Origin of the sequence: Bacteroides sp. An279, assembly GCF_002159615.1 — a bacterium.
Taxonomy (GTDB): domain Bacteria; phylum Bacteroidota; class Bacteroidia; order Bacteroidales; family Bacteroidaceae; genus Phocaeicola; species Phocaeicola intestinalis.
This window is the reverse complement of record NZ_NFJA01000003.1, coordinates 18,416-33,989: the sequence shown is the minus strand read 5'-3', so window position 1 is coordinate 33,989 and position 15,574 is coordinate 18,416. Positions and strand designations below refer to the sequence as shown.

Here is a 15,574-nt window from a genome sequence, read left to right as displayed (position 1 = left end):
TTTGTATTCATTAATTCATTAATCCAGCAAAATAATTTCCTTTGCAACCGGAGTCGTTTTCTTTTGTATAGGAGTGATAGTCACTGTTGTTTTTTTGTTCCTCTCTCGTGGCTTTGGCTTAACAAATACCATTTCAAATGGATACTCAATGGTTGGACAACCAATTTCCGTAATCCGAACAGAGAAATTGATACGTTCTTGGTCTATGCCAAACAACTGAAAGATATAATGGTTTTCTGTTATTTTATTCAAGATAGGCTGCTCCGAAAAATTTGAAGCGACAACTTCCACATTCTTGAAATAATTGCTTTCATCATTTCTTGCTACATCAGTTTTTATCAGATCAAATTCAACTGAAATTGTATCATTGGCTGAAGATATAGAGAAATTGGTATTGGATAAATTCACTTCGTAGTATTTTACATACCACTCAGATATCGTGACTTTATGAGGTACAGAAAGTAGTCCATCGTAACGTAACGAATAAAAATAATCGTGTGCAGTCAATGTATCGGTCAAATCTTTGGGTATAGATAAACGACAATTATAGGTCAATGTATTCCCTTCGACATTTTCATTTTCCGTACGGGATTCTATTTGTATTTCACAATCCTCTGAATGGCTTGCCACTGTTGCTGATGTGCATTTAATATAAGGAGGCATCAAAGTTGTCAGCTTAGCATCATAATATTGATGATTAAAACCAATGTTTTCATTGTTATTCAACTTAAACAAGAAATTGTTATCCGAGTCTACGGTTATCACCCCACATTTGCCGTCAGACTTCACTATAGCCAAATCATCCTCCAAATGAAGAATCTCGTCAAATTGAGGAGGAAGAAGCTCTTTCCCTTTAAAAACCAGCCCATAACGGTTATCCTTGGATAACTTTTTAAATACACTCGTATAAGTACGCTCTGACTCCAGTGGAAATTCACTGATTACCGGCTCGTTTCCCAAAAGCTCCATATATTTTAATCGCATAAATTGATCAAAAATGAACTTGCCGTTCTTTGCACCAACTAAATAACCCTCGTCTCCTTTTATTATTGGAATTTCTTTTGCAGGAGAAACAACCAATGATTTTTTGTTGAATGTGCTATCTATCGAAATAGGAGTCAGTTCGTAGGTTTCTGAATCGATGGTATAGAATTTCTTTTTAATTGCTATGATTGCCCTTCCATTATGAAATGAAGACATAAAACTAATATCTTTTTTATCTTCATCTTGCAATACAAAAGGAATACCTTCTGTATTGATAAAATCACAATATGTCTCATTCGGATTCTTAGGATAATCTGCGTAAGACTTCACCAAAGCATGACCATCAAAAAATGGATACGCTTCAGCAAACGGACCGAAAACTTGTATGCCTTCAGTATTGAGATAGAAATATTGATTGTTCTGCCTAACCAACAACAACCCAGAATAAAAACGGTTTACTCCGTCAGGTAATTTATATTCTTTTCCTTCTATAGAAAAGATCTGCCCATAAGGATCTGTTATACCATACAGTTTCCCGTACTTGAAAAGCAAAGCCCTTTCTTCTTTAAATGCAGTAATGCTGTCAAATTCCAATGGAAGAATCTCCTTCCCTTCTTTATTCAACAAGCCGATTTTACCATTTGAAGCAACTTTCAATAAACCATAATCCATCATTTCTATAAAGTCATAATTAGGGCGTACCAACCACTTGGCTATTTGTGCTTGCACAGATAAACTCAAACATGCCATTATGACCCAAGCTAACATTTTCTTATTCATTTTCATGCTTTATTTTTTTAATGCGTGATAAGACTTTATTTATTTTTTCTATATGCTCTTTGTCTTGATTCTTTATAGCCTCATTTTTGCTCTTATTTAGCAGTTTAACTGCAACCTCAATGTCACGATTGACAACCATCCCATTCAGATAATATTGCGCTAACCAAGACATGGCCTGATAGTTGGTCGAATCTGACGCTTGAATAGCCTTTTTCAACCAAGTCATTGCTTCTTCGTTCTTTGCATTTTCAATCAGAAGTCCCAATGAATCTGTAATAAGTCCTAAATTCTTTTTGCGCAATAAAGACAAACTATCCTTTGGCGCCCACACATACGTATAAGCGACTTGGTACATTGCAGGCATGTAACCCTTTTCCGCTAAATTCAACATGCCGTCAAAGCCTTGTGATGTCTTTTCTGGCTCCGAACTGTTTAGTTCGGTTAAATAACTTTGGTATAATTCTTCCGGAGTAGGTTCAGAGGCAGAAGAGGCTAATGACCAATAAACAATACACCCACATACGGCTGCTGCCAATACTGCAATACCACTTGTTAGTATCGTTTTGTTTCTGTACCATGGCTCGGGAAAGACAAAAGCATCAATTGCAGCTCTAAATTGAGCCGATGTCGTATAACGTTCCGATTGCTTTTTAGCAGTGGCCTTTTTAATGACAGTTCTGATTTGATAAGATTGGATGGCTTTCAATGGTATCGTTTTCTGTAACTGGGCTTCCATCATATCATAAGAAGTGCCTTTAAAAGGTAGATGCCCTGTTAATAGCTGAAAATATAGAATACCTATCGCATATACATCTGTAGAAAAATTCTGATGCCGGATATCTCCAAGAATCAATTCGGGGGCTGCATACCCTGCTTTTCCTAAAAATTGTCCGGAAGAAGTTAATCCTTTATCTGCCGTATTAAGCCGAACCAACTGCTTGGCTACACCGAAATCGATGAGTTTGATTTTCCCGTCTGTAGTTACCATGATGTTCGTTGGGTCTATATCTCTGTGGATGTAGCCCACATCATGCAAAGCCATTACTCCTGCCAAAACTTTCTTTATAATCTCTGTGGATTTCTGCTCCCGATTATCAATGTATTCTTCATAAAGTTTTTCTATACTGGGGTGCACCACACCGTGTCTATCCTCTAAATCACCAACAATTAAATTCGCCAAACTTATGCCATCCAGATATTCACTGATAACATGATAATGAGTGACGTCAGCACCAAGCATGTCTTTATCCTGGGTTTCTATAAAAGCATACATAAGGACGAGGCTCTCATTGTGCAGTTGTATGGAAGCTTCCCGTCTGGCTCGTTCAATCACAAGATCTGGAAGTCCTTCAAACATCGCTTTGATAGCTACTGGAGTTACACCTCCATTGCTGTCAATTCTTTTGCCAAGATAGACACGCCCCATTCCGCCTTCACCTAAAATGTCAGCATCCGTGTCGAATTCATAATAAACACCTTCGTTACGTTCTTTCTGTCCTTGCAATTTTCTTATTGCCATAATATGTCTTCAAATTTTAGCTAAATAAGCATCAACTACCTACAAAATAATTGCCTAATGGCTTAATTCTTACTATTGCCGTTTTTATTTATGACATTAATCACTATATAGTCTTCTTTTCCTTGAATATATAATACATAGTCACCGGTTTCGTTTAAGGGAAATGTAATTTTGATGTTGCTTAATGGAGTAACTTCGCGATTAATTCCAATGGGTGATTGCACCAAATCTTGATAAGTGATAACTGGCAGAGAGACAATCCGTTTCTTTTTGCCGTTTGGAACTGTTACATTTTCAACATGAGCCTTTACCAAAGTTATTACATTGTCTACATTTCCCAAATTGGCTTCTACACAAATGGTATCACCCACCGTTGCTTGTGCAGATACAACTGAAGTTAACACAAGATATGAGCCAACGGGGTTAAGTTGTACAAAATATGCAGGTTTCCCATTGAGAAGGATTTCGCCTTCTTTCAAAATTTTATCATATACAGCTACATAGCTCTCGTTGGGAATTTTAGCATACGATACAATTTTATTAAGTGGTATCGTACGCTTGCTGCCGTCTTCAAAGTTGAAAACAAGTTCTTTACCTGAAGTCCTCGAGGAAATAAAACCCACTAAAGAACCATGTTCTTCTTTAACCTGAATTTGGTCAAGCAACTGTATTTGTGACCATAAATCCAACTTATCACTTAGCTTTTCCGTTCGAATTTGTTGCACTTGGCTGAATTTGAAAGACAATACCTCTTCATCATCGGTCAGTATTTTCAAATTTCGTCCTGGAAATTGTTCTATGATTTGCCCGGTAATCTCAGTACCATCATCAAGTACCACTATTTCTTTGACACCTGAAAAGAGATTCTCTGGTCGTCTGTTTTTCACACTGCGATACATATCCCCCCAAGCAAATGTATATTGGCTTCGCCCAAGATCTAGAAATTTAATTAACGAACCTTTTTCCAATAAAAAAACCCTGTGGAATGTACTATTCTTAAACTCCAAAGTCGTTAATTCCAACGATTTACCACTTGTGCTTTTTACGTACTTATCATTTTGTTCCGCCCATTCTTTCCATTCTTGAGATAATGATTCTGATGGAATCCTTTCGGTTATTCTATTCAGAAGCGAATCACTATTTACAACGATAGTAGCTTCTTCAGTTTGAAGCGTTATCTGTTTTCCGGGGATTTGTTCAGCAATATATCCCTTTATAATGGAGCCGTTCTTCATGTAAATCTGTTCGATGTTTTGTGCAAATGCATTTGCACTAACATAAAACATGATTAACATATAGAAGTATTTATTTCTAAGCTTCATAGCAATCTATTATATGCAACATTATGATTTTATGTGAATGCTCGTAAAAGCAAGTTCATACCCTCTGAAAATGAATATATACTTCAATAGCATGCGGAGATAACTTCAACTCCATTCGGAAATATACTAAGTGGGCAAAGTAAGTATACCTTCGTTTTGAGTAGTAATAGTCTCTGTAACTTGCGAATATTCATTTGACTTTATTGATTGGATTAGACAGGCGTTTCATGCTGTTTCATATCCAACTTAGTGTAAATAACAGCACCATTTATTGTGTCAAGCACGACTTTCAAATCTCTATTGCCATTATAGAACACATGCGCAAATTCATTACTCTCATTTTCTGCCGCAGTGTATATCCTTGACAAATAGTCACGGATATCACTAATTTTAATAGGTTTATAGTAAACCCAATATTCAGAGACTTGGTTATCTGTATTAAATACGAATCCTACAATATCTGCATAATCATTTTTCTCGATGTAGTAATAATCACTTCCATTTGCAGAATAAGAATTGTCAGAGAATCTATAGTTACAGCCGTAATCTTCCATTGCTGATCTTACCGTATTTTTATCAGAGCCAAACAGAGTGGTAAAGTCTATCCACAAATTTTCTTCTTGAGGATAAAATTTTGAACGAAGATTATAACTCAAGAAATAAGTATATTGATCTTCATCTTCATTATATCTCCTTTCTAATGCAACACGGAATTTTGAATCCTCTTCAGATTTTCCTAACTCAATGTATGTAGAATTGTTCGGACCATATTTGCCTTCTTCTTCAGCTTGGAATTTCTCAGATAGGAGACCTTTAAGATAATCAAAAGATTCATCTGATAAAGTCGGAAGAAGTAGTTGAATTTGACAACAACTGCTAAAATCCGGATTTAAATATGCTGTTGTTACAAATTGTTCATAATGATTAGCCTTTGAGCGTGGATAGTAAGAAACATATAGATTAGATAATGTATTGTGATCATATGGTTCCATATCTAAGAACACGTTTGCATAGTCTTCATTTTCTCCAAGTATATTTTCATACTTAGTATTAACCATATCCTCCATTAGCTGGTTGTTGTAGTCAGCTACAAACTGCTCTGTGTATCTTTCATGATTATAGTCGGCGGGATATTCCATTACAACAAGTTGCATCGCATCAAGAATCATATTAACTACATATTGCTTATTTGATGAAATTTCCGGCAAGATTTCACTTGTACCCTCTGTATCAAACTCACCACAAAATTTAATAAATGTATCGTAATACTCTGGGGGTAATTCTCTTTTTTGTATATGGAAACTGAATCCTTTGCTTTCTTCCGGAAGTAATGCACGATAAAGATAACTTGTTGGAGCTTTTTTATCAGTCCATTTCGTTAGTACTTCTGATATTGCCAAATTATAATTAGATAACTGTTCACTATAGTTAAAAGAAAAATTCCCATTTTCAAATCTTACATTATTTTTAGCTTTAAGCGCTTTAATAAAGTAGCCGTCGGTCAAAACAGAGAATCTACTATAACCATCAATACCCCATCCAGAATAGTCTTTGTCGCTCATATAAACATGTACCAAACTTGTTACAGGTTTGATATCAGCAGTAATAGCCTTAGATGTATTTGTTATTTCGATTTTTTGTACATCTATGCCGAGAGTTTCAAATACGACAGGAAAATAACTGCTGTTTTCTGTTATCGATAAATCTTGAATATTAGATTCATTTTCTATATTCCAAAATTTGTATCCAGTGCCACCGAGACCATCTCTAAAATCAGCTATACAAACTACAGTATAATTACCAAGTGCCAAATATGGTGCATAATTCAAAGATTCAGATAAGTTATTACACAGCTTCTCTGCTTTATCTACAAGCTGACCATTTTCATTATAAACTAAAGCTAACAAATTAAGTTTCCATCCATCTTTGTTCATATCAAAATCCCCAGCCTGAAATTGTTCATAGTCATCAAATATGTGAGCTGCAGTTATACCAATTTCTGATTTATAATTAATCTCAATTTCTTCTTGGTCTGTACATGAAACAAATGCTCCTACGATTATAAGAAGACCTGCTATTATCTTTTTCATATATATTCCTATGTTATAACGTTAATAAATCGGATTAGAACAGCCAGCCTACCGTGACTTGAATGTTGTTGTTGTTTTTCCATTTCAAATTCTCCCCTAAATCGGTAAGGCCGATTGAGTATCTAGCACCAACCATAAAGCCGAAATCAAACTCGTATGCAGCACCTACTCCTATACCCAAATTAAAACCTTTGCAATCTCCTATCTTTACATTGGCATCACTCAACTCTAAAGATTCCGGAGAAGATGACAACAGATAAGAGAACTCCGGTCCCACCTCGATACTAAGTGCAGACAACGGATATACTTTCAGCATTACTGGGATTTTTATATAATTGAGTTTGATATCACCACCGTCACTTTTTATCGCCTGATATGAGTATAACACTTCCGGTTGCAGTCCCCACAGTCCCGTCCCAGGCAGACTGCTTGCCGTCCGTTGCCCCCAGTGGAAATTCATCAAAGCACCAATTTGAAATCCTGTTCCCATAGAGAAACCAGGGTCAAACGTCATATCATTGCTTATATTCGAAAGATTGACTCCAGCTTTTACACCATACTTTATAGCCAAAGCAGAGCCATGACGTTTTGTTACCAATCTCCCATCTGTTTCAGTTTTGGGATTGCCATACCCCCTGTCTATTTTGACCTGAGCCATGACATTGCTCAATGCAAGAAAGGCACTGACAGCTAAGATGAACAATTTCTTTCTCATAAAATAATTATTAAATGGTTATATAATAGTGATTTTTTTCTTTTCCCTTTCCCGTTTTGGATGAGTAACCATCTTGCTGATTTCTTTCTTTATCGTAGGGCAACCTTCTTCTGATATAGTTATATTATATGTAAACGTTCTACTTTCCCCTTCAGGGATATAAACGGGTATAGAGATTGCCATTTTTTCCCCAGGTGCAAAACTATATTCCTCGCCCCCTGATACTTTAACCTGAGTAGTAACATTAGACTTTCCGACCTTCGATTCTATTACGATATTAAGCAAAGCATTACCTTTTTCATCAGTTGAATTTCCACCCGTTACACTAACATCATACCCTTCTTCGTGTTTTGAAGACAAGGTTATCAAGCGATGCATCCATTCCAAACCATCATAAGTTACTGCAATATCCACTTGTCGGGTTGTTACATTATCAAATTTCGTATCGGACTGAAAATAGGGCAGATGCAATTTCCAAACTTCTCCGTGTAGTTTTAATGGGGCATAACGCAAGTAGCCGTCTTCGTTGATATAGCATTTCAAGCGTAAAGGATTCACATCTTTCATGTCCACTTCAACTTCCACATATTGTTGAGGCTCCATTTCGTCCAAATTCCCTGTCAAATTGCTTGATAGCGGATTATGATGGAAGACAATAACTTGAGTAGGAGCAACCAGTTCAATGCCGGCTGAAGGATTCAATTTGAGAATACCTATTGTTTTATTTTTTGCACCGACTATTGCATACTTTTTCTCATACGTTTCTACAGAATTAAACGAATGCTCCAATATAGGTTTTCCTAAGTATGTTATTTGAATTCCATCCTGCGTCTCTTGCTTGCTGAGCAACTCAGAACTTTCGGTAATGAACAATGGCGTATCATTTATTTTATAAGGCAGGTCAAAATTATAATTTGCCCCTGATATACGCCACTGATTGTCAATGTAGTAATGATGCCCGTTTTGGCTTGCCAAATATGTAAAATCATCAGACAGGTCAACGAACATTCTGCTTTCAAGCTTTTTAACACCATCTAACTTGTTTCCATCCAGCTTCATGATTCTCAACAAGTCACCTCCTCTTATAGATGAAGTTACAGCCAATAGTCGTCCATCAACCAAAGAACTTAAGAACTTGTATTTTGTATCCGATATAATAGCAGAGCCACCAGACTTGTTGATAAGGCCATAATATCCATCTCCATCGGCATATTGAACAGTTGCAATGCCGTTTTGAAACGGTGCAGCTAAATAGAAGCGGGCTTTAATCGAAATATTACCTTGATTATTTAGATAACCACATAAGCCGGATTCGTCTTTATACCCTAACAGCCCTTCTTTATAATAAGGATAGGCTGTCGCATATATGGGTTTATCTGCAAAACTACGCAAAATTTCCCCGTTTTGGTCTATAATACTCAATATCCTACGTCCCGTTTTATCCAAAACCAAGGCTCTATTTTCAACGTAAGAAGTTATACTATCATATTTGACTTCCAACACTTCTTTCCCGTCAACAGCGGATATTATCCCCCATTTCCCCTCTGATTGTACTTTAAATAAATCATGCCCCATGTATTGTATTCCGGAAAAACTTCCAGGACGACACAACCATTCCATACTTTGAGCCATACCACTGGCAGCAGGGAATAACAACACTATTACAAATAGAATAAAAGCTTTCAATTATTATCCTCCATTGATTGGGTTAATAATTCTTTCGCATGAATTGCTTTTATGGCATAGTTGAAACCTTGACTTTTGCTCACTCCAGAGTTCAATACCCCAACCAATTGGCCTTTGTCATTGAATATAGGAGATCCGCTTGCACCTCCGTATGATGGGGCATTAAATCCAAAGGAATATCTGGTGCATTCTTGTGTGATGCTTCCACCATTTGCAAGGAGTTGTACTCCTTTAGATGACTTCAAGTCTTGAAGACTTAAACCGAAAGGAAATCCCATCGTGTATATATGTGATCCGACCCTTATTTCCGAATCATCAATAACAGCTTGATTCAAGTCTACTATGCAGATGTTTTCATCAGGTAACCTTTTGGATTCCAATTGCAGTATGGCGACATCTTTTTCTATATTGTCATGCCCGACCAATTCCCGACATTGCTTTAAGTTTTCCACGCTAAAATAGGAGCCGTTAGGTACCATACCAATATAAGAAAGCACTCCTTCTACCTTAATTTGAGAAGTAAAAGCATTAAGTGCAGGATTTTCGGATGCGACAGTAGCGATAAGCATTTTGTATTTATCTGATATCATAGACAATTCCTTATCAAACAACCAAGGTCTAGTGATATGTAAATTGGTTACAATCTTACCGTCCTCTGAAACAAAGAATCCTGTTCCAGTAAAGCTATTCATTTTAGAACGCCCTCCATCAACCTTTTGAATTGTTCCATTCGCCCAAACGACTTCAGTAGGCAGTCCCAATTTCTCCAAATCCAAATTACCGGCAGAAACTTTGTAATAATAAAATCCCAATAATAACACAGTCGAATTTTTATACTTGGTATAAATTTCTTCATCTGACATGTGCTTGCCAGAATAAGACAATGCTGTAGGTTTATTATCCCAATTATTGCCAATCAGGCGATAAATTCCATATATGCCGCCACATAATAGGAGCACAATGAACAAAACGGAAAAGATTTTTTTATAATTGACAGTTTTCCCTTCACCATATGGATTTGGAACCGATACCCCAGCACATAATATCTTATCCCCTTTTTTTAATTTCACATCTTGATTGGGAGGGATTGCCCGCCCGTTCACTGTTGTCCCGTTTTTACTATGGTCTTGTATATACCATTTCTTGTCGCTCATTAATTTGAGTGTTGCGTGGAAACGGCTGACTTTATCCCCTTGTAATTGATATTTGTTTCTGAAATTCGTTCCAATCCCTCTCATCTCTTTAATTTTAGACATGTCTGGCATGGGAAGGGCAGGTATTTTATTCCAATCCAATATTTGATCTGCAAAGCGGATAACATCACCCCTTTTTACTGGAACCTCTTTATCCGGTTGCAGCCTATGGTCATTAAGATAAGTACCATTCCTGCTTCCTTTATCCGTCAACAGGATTTCTCCATTGTCAAGCAACAGCAATTCGGCATGATAACCACTAACAAATTGGCTATTTAATCTTATATGAGAATTATTCCCACTTCCTATTACAATCAGCTTCATGCGTATATATGTTTTTATTTAGTATATAGGATCGTAAATTTCTTCTTTTGTTTTGTTCGCTTTAATCGTGTCTTTATTTTCCTGCTTAGGTGGAACGGGGGCTTCTGGCTTCACAACTACAGTGTCTCTGACAATTACCGTATCAGGTTCAGGTTCCGGAATGACTGTTGGTGGTTCTGCTATTGGTTGAGGCTCCACTGGCGCCACCTGCCGGTTATTATCATAGAGATATTTTGTTCCTAAAGCAATACCAGTTAAAACAGCTAACGACATAACTACTACTAGCATTGTTCGAAGTGTATTTTTCTTTTGAAAAGGGATCAATGACCAATCCAAATTATAGATATGCGCAAATGATACAACATCCTTACGCGATACGGGTATCTCTACATTGGAGGACATTTTCATTCCGTTGACATAAGTACCGTTCCGACTTTGGTCTGTCAAGAATATCTTGCCATTCGACTCAACCCTAATGGTTGCATGTAGCCTACTGATAATGTCGGTGTTGTCCGGTATTACAATATCACATCCTTCATCCCTACCTATTGTATATATCTTTTTCATTTCCTATATTTCTATTTGGCTTATTTCCCATAAAAGGATATTCTTCCTTTATCTGTTAATCATGTTGCAAATCCTTTCCCAAAAAGAATAGTCACCGTGTTGCATAAGGATATTGAACACAACCCCTCCTATCAGCAATAAAGACAAAATAACCAATAAGATTTTAGTAGACTTTTTCATCTTCTTCTTTAAAGTTGAATTGCCATTCATCTCCAATATGGCTGCAGTCAAGTTGTCATATTCAGTTCCGCTGTTCCTCCCTATGCTTTCTATAACATTTGCCGTGGAATCAAGTATTTTGTCAATGGATTTCTTTTCGGATAAATGTTTAATAAATTCATCTTCCGGCATGGCTCCCCAAAAACCATCTGTACAAAGAACGAACCGATCCCCTTTTCGGTAAGGAAGTTCAATTGTCTCAACTTCCATATCTGTTTCTATTCCGAGTGCTTTTAATATAACATTAGATTGTGCAGACAGTCTGGCTTGTTCTTCGGATATGACTTTTTTCTTGACCATCTCAAATACCATTGAGTGATCAAACGTTCTGAAAATTTTTTTCCCTTTCCTCAATTGATATATCCGGCTGTCCCCCACATAAGCTGCAATAGCAGAACGGGGTGTCAGAAGGAGTGCTGTTACTGTTGTCCCCATACCTTGAAGTTCCGGAGTGTTTTTACCCTCCTCAATAATGGCCATATTCGCATTTCTGATGGCTTTAATCAACGTCATAGAAGGGTTAGCCTGTTTATCTGCTGAAGCCATGGTCTCAAGAATCTTCTGGACAGCAAGCTGAGATGCAACACTACCACCCTGCATACCCCCCATACCATCGCATACTACTATCAGATATCCGAGTGTCGTTTTTTTTATACCGGCTGAATCCTGATTTTCTTTTCTTCCTCCTATTCGGGAATCGATAAAACCTAATATTTCTCCATTTATTTCAATTGGTGTGACCATAATTATATTATAAATAAGATAATTAAAAGAACAAACAACAATACAGCTACGCTTATTATCAGTTTCTTGTGTTCTTCAAACATTTCCTTGATCGGATTACTTTCCCCTTGAAGAGCTTCCTTTATTGCTAATTTGAACTCAAGTGCAGATTTAAAGCGTTTTGATGGGGATTTTTCTGTTGCTTTTAATATAACATTATATAATCTTCTCGGGATTTTTTTGTCATACGGCAACTTCATGGATATTTGTCTGGATAAAATCTCGGCCTCTATATTTGTCTTAAAAGGATTATGTCCTGTTAACAATTCATAGAACGTGATTCCTGTAGAATAAATATCTGTTTGCGCATTGATTTCCGTATCGGCAGAATCTCGCAAAATCTGTTCAGGAGCAGCATATTGTGGGGTTCCGATAAAACCAAAAGATGAATATTTATTTCCTCCACTCATCCTGGCTATTCCTAAATCCATAAGTTTTACTGTTGAACCATTTTCTATCATCACATTAGACGGTTTTACATCCCGATGTACCACCCCTCTGGAATGAAGATATTGCAATGCATCCAACACATTACAAATTTCATTAGAAATCTTTTCTATTCTATCTGCCGGGGGTAAAGCATTTAACTGTTCCCTGACATGGGTTTCTAAGGTTATTCCAGCTACATAACCGCTTAAAATAAATATAGGTCCATAATCAGGATTATATTCACATAGACCTATCATCTGCACCAGATTCGGATGGGAAAAAGACAAGGAGGCTTCTTGTTTTGCCCTTTCTCTAATCATTTTATTGTTGGCATATATATCCTTGACCCTTTTTATTGCAACTCTTTGATTGGAGTTGCAACTAAATCCTAAATAAACTGTTCCCATTGCACCATTGCCTAATGGGGTAGAGTTCGGATCATAGTAATACCACTGCCCCGAGACCTGTAGATAAATATGCGGATCCCCTTCACGTTGGTATACTTGCTGAACAGTGTTATTATTCATACTTGATGGATTTTAACAATTCTATATTCTCCGTTAAGACTTTCTGAAGTTCTTCGTTATCATATCCGTGCCGAGAGTTTACTTTTTGTTCCAATAGCCTTAAAGCTCTTTCAAAAGAATTTAAAGCTTTCAATATATTATTCTCTGCATCGACTGTGTAATAGGCGGCTCCTAATATATAATACATTTCAGGAGTTAAAACTGATGTGTCTTGTATTTTAGACAAGTATTCTATAACTTTATTGAGCTCAAATTTATCAATATCGTTGCTCAAATTTAAATGCTTCCTTCTTTGAAGGAGCATATCACTCTTAGTTCCTGAAAAATAAGTAATTCCTACTTCAACTCTTGCACTATCATAGTTTTCATTAGCCAATTCCTGCATTTGCTTAAACCCTAATTTAACAGAATTTTCCATATTAGAATCTAATAATGACAAAGCTTTTTTATAGCGTTCAGATAGTGTCGGTTCTGAAAGAATTGCGTTTGTGCTTTCGGCATTATGTGCAAAGTAAAACCACGTACCACAACCCACGCCTACGACCAATACTATGGCTACAGCATATTTCCAAAGATTGTTTTTCGAAGGACATTTTTCTGCCATATCAATTGCAACTCGGAACTCAGCAATGGAATGATACCGATTCGTTTGTTTTTTTTCTGTTGCCTTCCGAATGATTTTCGCCAATGCTTTATTTTCTATATTTTTTACAGGGACTTTACGCTTAAGCTGTTCCTGCAAAACCTCGTATTGACTGCCCGTAAAAGGCAACTCTCCTACTAAAAGCCTGTAAAAAAGAATACCTAAAGCATAGATATCTGTCGTATAATTCTGGCTTTTGACATCACCCAATACTAACTCCGGCGAAGCATATTCTGCTTTCCCTATGAATTTTCCCGCTGCTGTCATTAACTTGTCTTTAGAACCTAAAGCATTCAGATTCTTTGCAATACCGAAATCTATCAATTTTATGCAGCCATTGTTGGTCACCATTATATTGCTTGGATCAATGTCACGATGAATATACCCCTTATCATGCAATGCCAACACTCCTGACAAAATATTCTTAATGATATATATGGATGTATTTTCCTTGTCTTTTACGTAGTTTCTATACAGGTTACGAGCGAAATCATTATCCTGATCCGTTACATTGTCAAAATGCCCGACTAATAAATCAGACAACTCCATACCATGCAGGAATTCACTAATGACATAATGATGATAGATTACTTCGCCCCAACGATTTTTTTCAAAGACACTTATTAGCCCTAACATCTCTACAAGATTGTCATGCCGAAATTGAATGGAAGCTTCACGCTCAGCCCTGGCATAAACTTCTTCAGGAAGATTGTCATGCAATGCTTTTATCGCGACTTCTGTTCGCACACCGCTTTTTTCATCTACACAAAAGCCACGATATACAACTCCCATTCCCCCCTCTCCTAGCGGAGGGGAATCGGCATCATATTCGTAATATATGCCTTTCTGTTTCTCGGTTTGTCCCTGTAATCTTCTGATTTGCATCGGAGATTGCTACATAAATATAGTTCCACCAGGTTTCGTGACAGGCTTATTCCCTGATTCATCCAATCCGACTGTTCCACCTTGGGAAACAGCATTTCCCTCATCATATCCTTGAGTATAACGATTAAAGGCCGGTGCTGCATAAGGATTGGTATTTATGGGAGTGTTGTTGGAGGCCTGTGTTGACATAAACTCACGACAAACGTTCAAACCAATTTGTTTGGCATCAATTAAGATAAAAAACAAATCATAATGTTCACCTATAGTAATAATATCACCATTAAAACATTCTCTTTGATCAAATCCCAGACTCTCACCATTTATCATTGTCCCACAAGTTGAGCGGGCATCACAAATAGAGGCAATGATTTTTTCTGGATTTTTCATTTGCCTTACAACTAGTACTGCATGTTGATCTGATACGGTTGCTTCACTCAAGCAAATATCACAATCTGCAGAACGTCCGATACTGTTTGAACCTATGTGAAGCGGCCAATATTCACCGGCACTTGTTCTTGAAATAGAATACAGAAAACCGACAACTGGTTTCTGATTAGGAACATTATTGGGCACTGTCCCAAATGGATTGGGGACAAAAGTGCCGTCATGTGGCTTAGGTTCTGATTGGCGATGATTTTGCGGTAAATCCGTATATGCATCTTCCATTCCCGGAATAATAGTTTTATTGCTGCTCATAATTTATTTATATACAGTTTTATATCACTCTTATTTTTTTACATTTCCAAATTCCTAATGCAGGATTTATTCTTCCCAATAAAACATGACTTATCATGAAAGTTCTAAAAAATTACAGATTATTTCTCCATTTTTTTCTCCGACTTCAAACACCAAGTCAGCTATTTTATTTAGAAGCAATAGAATTTTAATTGATTTCTTTTTATGGTCAT

Annotated in this window: 12 protein-coding genes; all 12 read right to left on the bottom strand. The window is 36.8% G+C overall.

Annotated elements, in window-relative coordinates; translation table 11 throughout:
- Positions 1–18 precede the first annotated feature (18 nt).
- The gene (locus B5F78_RS01095) at positions 19–1,770 is read right to left on the bottom strand and encodes a WG repeat-containing protein (RefSeq protein WP_087248491.1); all 1,752 of its coding nucleotides are present in this window, start codon (positions 1,768–1,770) and stop codon (positions 19–21) included.
- Positions 1,757–3,283 carry a serine/threonine-protein kinase gene (locus B5F78_RS01090; RefSeq protein ID WP_087405731.1) on the bottom strand — a complete coding sequence of 509 codons (1,527 nt, stop codon included), beginning with the start codon at positions 3,281–3,283 and terminating at the stop codon, positions 1,757–1,759. The genes B5F78_RS01095 and B5F78_RS01090 overlap by 14 nt, the downstream gene beginning before the upstream one ends.
- Before the next feature lie 62 nt (positions 3,284–3,345).
- On the bottom strand, positions 3,346–4,578 hold the full coding sequence (locus B5F78_RS01085; protein WP_140399973.1) for a hypothetical protein: 1,233 nt from the start codon (positions 4,576–4,578) through the stop codon (positions 3,346–3,348).
- A 239-nt stretch (positions 4,579–4,817) separates the two neighbouring features.
- The gene (locus tag B5F78_RS01080) at positions 4,818–6,695 is read right to left on the bottom strand and encodes a hypothetical protein (RefSeq protein ID WP_087405729.1); all 1,878 of its coding nucleotides are present in this window, start codon (positions 6,693–6,695) and stop codon (positions 4,818–4,820) included.
- 34 nt (positions 6,696–6,729) lie between these two features.
- Entirely contained in the window at positions 6,730–7,410 is a 681-nt protein-coding gene (locus B5F78_RS01075; RefSeq protein WP_087405728.1) for a porin family protein, read from the bottom strand.
- An 18-nt stretch (positions 7,411–7,428) separates the two neighbouring features.
- Positions 7,429–9,096, bottom strand: coding sequence for a WG repeat-containing protein (locus B5F78_RS01070; protein WP_087405727.1), 1,668 nt, complete (start codon positions 9,094–9,096; stop codon positions 7,429–7,431).
- On the bottom strand, positions 9,093–10,613 hold the full coding sequence (locus tag B5F78_RS01065; RefSeq protein ID WP_087248480.1) for an FHA domain-containing protein: 1,521 nt from the start codon (positions 10,611–10,613) through the stop codon (positions 9,093–9,095). Before B5F78_RS01065 ends, B5F78_RS01070 begins: the two co-directional genes overlap by 4 nt.
- 18 nt (positions 10,614–10,631) lie before the next feature.
- Positions 10,632–11,180, bottom strand: a complete 549-nt coding sequence (locus B5F78_RS01060; protein WP_087248478.1) for an FHA domain-containing protein — start codon at positions 11,178–11,180, stop codon at positions 10,632–10,634.
- 48 nt (positions 11,181–11,228) lie between these two features.
- Entirely contained in the window at positions 11,229–12,143 is a 915-nt protein-coding gene (locus tag B5F78_RS01055; RefSeq protein WP_087248476.1) for a PP2C family protein-serine/threonine phosphatase, read from the bottom strand.
- A 2-nt stretch (positions 12,144–12,145) separates the two neighbouring features.
- On the bottom strand, positions 12,146–13,138 hold the full coding sequence (locus B5F78_RS01050) for a serine/threonine-protein kinase (RefSeq protein ID WP_087405726.1): 993 nt from the start codon (positions 13,136–13,138) through the stop codon (positions 12,146–12,148).
- Positions 13,131–14,666 carry a serine/threonine protein kinase gene (locus B5F78_RS01045; protein ID WP_087248472.1) on the bottom strand — a complete coding sequence of 512 codons (1,536 nt, stop codon included), beginning with the start codon at positions 14,664–14,666 and terminating at the stop codon, positions 13,131–13,133. The genes B5F78_RS01050 and B5F78_RS01045 overlap by 8 nt, the downstream gene beginning before the upstream one ends.
- A gap of 9 nt (positions 14,667–14,675) precedes the next feature.
- Positions 14,676–15,362, bottom strand: a complete 687-nt coding sequence (locus B5F78_RS01040) for an FHA domain-containing protein (RefSeq protein WP_087248470.1) — start codon at positions 15,360–15,362, stop codon at positions 14,676–14,678.
- Between the last annotated feature and the right edge of the window lie 212 nt (positions 15,363–15,574).

Coding starts and splice junctions, on each gene's coding strand:
- B5F78_RS01095 (WP_087248491.1), bottom strand. CDS start 1,770: ATGAAAATGAATAAGAAAATGTTAGCTTGGGTCATAATGGCATGTTTG.
- B5F78_RS01090 (WP_087405731.1), bottom strand. CDS start 3,283: ATGGCAATAAGAAAATTGCAAGGACAGAAAGAACGTAACGAAGGTGTT.
- B5F78_RS01085 (WP_140399973.1), bottom strand. CDS start 4,578: ATGTTAATCATGTTTTATGTTAGTGCAAATGCATTTGCACAAAACATC.
- B5F78_RS01080 (WP_087405729.1), bottom strand. CDS start 6,695: ATGAAAAAGATAATAGCAGGTCTTCTTATAATCGTAGGAGCATTTGTT.
- B5F78_RS01075 (WP_087405728.1), bottom strand. CDS start 7,410: ATGAGAAAGAAATTGTTCATCTTAGCTGTCAGTGCCTTTCTTGCATTG.
- B5F78_RS01065 (WP_087248480.1), bottom strand. CDS start 10,613: ATGAAGCTGATTGTAATAGGAAGTGGGAATAATTCTCATATAAGATTA.
- B5F78_RS01060 (WP_087248478.1), bottom strand. CDS start 11,180: ATGAAAAAGATATATACAATAGGTAGGGATGAAGGATGTGATATTGTA.
- B5F78_RS01055 (WP_087248476.1), bottom strand. CDS start 12,143: ATGGTCACACCAATTGAAATAAATGGAGAAATATTAGGTTTTATCGAT.
- B5F78_RS01050 (WP_087405726.1), bottom strand. CDS start 13,138: ATGAATAATAACACTGTTCAGCAAGTATACCAACGTGAAGGGGATCCG.
- B5F78_RS01045 (WP_087248472.1), bottom strand. CDS start 14,666: ATGCAAATCAGAAGATTACAGGGACAAACCGAGAAACAGAAAGGCATA.
- B5F78_RS01040 (WP_087248470.1), bottom strand. CDS start 15,362: ATGAGCAGCAATAAAACTATTATTCCGGGAATGGAAGATGCATATACG.